Here is a 2,185-nt window from a genome sequence, read left to right as displayed (position 1 = left end):
GTTTGCTCAATGACGATGACTTTGCAATGAATGATTCTGACCAAGGCATTGAACAGAAATATTTGGACAGTGACAAGACAGTCATCGATGGTAATCGTCTATATGTTGTGTATCCAAATGTCTGATAAGAGCGATAGTGGTTGTATAAAATTAAGATACGATGATAATAAAATAATCAGTAACGTAAAAAGTTTATTTTTAAGCACTACTTACACTGAGATGCGTTCTTATAACAAATATTACATTTTAAGCTGTAAAATTTGCTGTTAAATTTATCCTGTAATAGCAATGAGTTAGTTGCTTTTTTAAATTTTTACAAGCCTAATTTTAACTCAAAAACAGAATAAAAATAATATTGGAGAATTGGATGTCAAATAATATCTATACGATAGCCGACTACCTGTTTGAACGAGTCGCAGAAGCAGGTGCAACTGAAGTCTTTGGGGTACCTGGTGATTACAATCTATTGTTTTTAGACAATATCATTGCTTCAGATAAACTTCGTTGGGTGGGTAATACCAATGAATTAAACGCAGGCTATGCCGCTGACGGTTATGCTCGGGAGCGAGGTTTTGCGGCTATGGTCACAACCTTTGGCGTAGGCGAGTTATCAGCAATTAATGCGACAGCGGGATCTTATGCTGAGTTTGCACCAGTATTACATATTACAGGCGCACCAAAGACCAAGCTACAAGATAGAAAGCTGGTATTACACCATAGCTTGGGTGAAGGTATCTTTGATAACTTTGCAAAAATGGCCGAATCAGTAACGGTAGCTCAAGCTATTATTACCCCTGAAAATGCTGCAGCACAAATAGATAATGTGATCACTCAAATTGTCAAAAAACAACGCCCAGGTTATCTATGCTTACCTGCTGATGTATCACAAATGCCTATTTATCCACCTTCTACCAAATTAGATTTGCAAAGAGATAATAATACCAGTGAGCAAGCATTAAGTGACTTTAAACAAGCTTTAGCAAAGTTTATTGATGGAAAACAAACCACCTTACTTGCAGACATTAAGGTAAAAAGTTTGGGTTTAAAACAAGCTTTAAATGCCTTAGTTGCAGATACCAAAATCCCTTATGCGACTTTATCATGGGGTAAATCACTGTTAAATGAGCAAGATGAGCGTTGGGCTGGCGTCTATTATGCTAAGGTATCGAACCCCATAGTTAAAGATGCGGTAGAAAACGCTGAATGTTTGATTCAGGTAGGGGTGACATTTACCGACACAACCAGTTCTGGCTTTAGTCAACAAATAGATCAATCACGCACAGTTGAAATCTCTGAAAATAATTCTATGGTGGGTGATAAATTATTTGCGCCTATAAGCATGAAAGATGGTCTACAAGCATTACATGAGGTGCTCACTTCAGGTATTAATGTTATCCCTAAACCGCTCAAAGGCGAAAGAGAAGTGTATGAGCAACAAGCGGCTGATGACGCTCCTTTAATACAGCAGGACTTGTGGCATATAGTGGCAGATAATTTAACTGAGAACAGTTTGGTATTTGCCGAACAAGGCACATCTTATAATGGCATGGGACCCATAGCATTACCAGATGGCGTAACCTTCCACGGTCAACCACTGTGGGGATCTATCGGTTATACCCTGCCTGCAAGCTTAGGCGCTGGCATTGCTTCACCAAATAAGCGTACTATTTTGCTAATTGGAGATGGGTCAACTTTGTTAACCATTCAAGATATTGCTGTCATGCTTCGCGAAAAATTAAACCCTGTTATCCTTCTTATCAATAACTCGGGTTATACCATTGAACGCGCTATTCATGGCGAAAATGAAATCTATAATGATATTCCTAAGATCGACTGGCAAAGTGTGCCACATACATTTGGTGCAACCGAAGATACCTGTGTGGTATTAAAAGCCAAAACTGCAGGTGAGCTTAAGTCTGCAATAGCAACCGCGAAAGATACACCTAATAAAATGGTATTTCTTGAAGTAGTTACGGCGGTGATGGATATTCCCCCAGTTTTAGCAAAACAAGCGGCCTTGTTCTGATCTTTTAGAGTACCTTTTAGACAGTACTATATGTAGATAGTACTATATGTAGCTTGCAATACAACTAGATAGCAATACAACTAGATAGCAATACATCCTCATGGTTTTATTAACTAGGAGGGTGTGTTTTTAGCGCAAATTCATAAAATTATTATATAG

General features: G+C 38.3%; 1 protein-coding gene. It reads left to right on the top strand.

What is annotated here, in order from left to right; genetic code table 11:
* Window positions 1-367 precede the first annotated feature (367 nt).
* Window positions 368-2,026, top strand: a complete 1,659-nt coding sequence (locus QZ265_RS10640; protein WP_296406005.1) for a thiamine pyrophosphate-binding protein — start codon at window positions 368-370, stop codon at window positions 2,024-2,026.
* Window positions 2,027-2,185: the final 159 nt, after the last annotated feature.

This window comes from Psychrobacter sp., from assembly GCF_018260395.1.
Taxonomy (GTDB): domain Bacteria; phylum Pseudomonadota; class Gammaproteobacteria; order Pseudomonadales; family Moraxellaceae; genus Psychrobacter.
The sequence above is the reverse complement of the archived record's forward strand: the minus strand, read 5'-3'. Positions and strand labels throughout refer to the sequence as shown.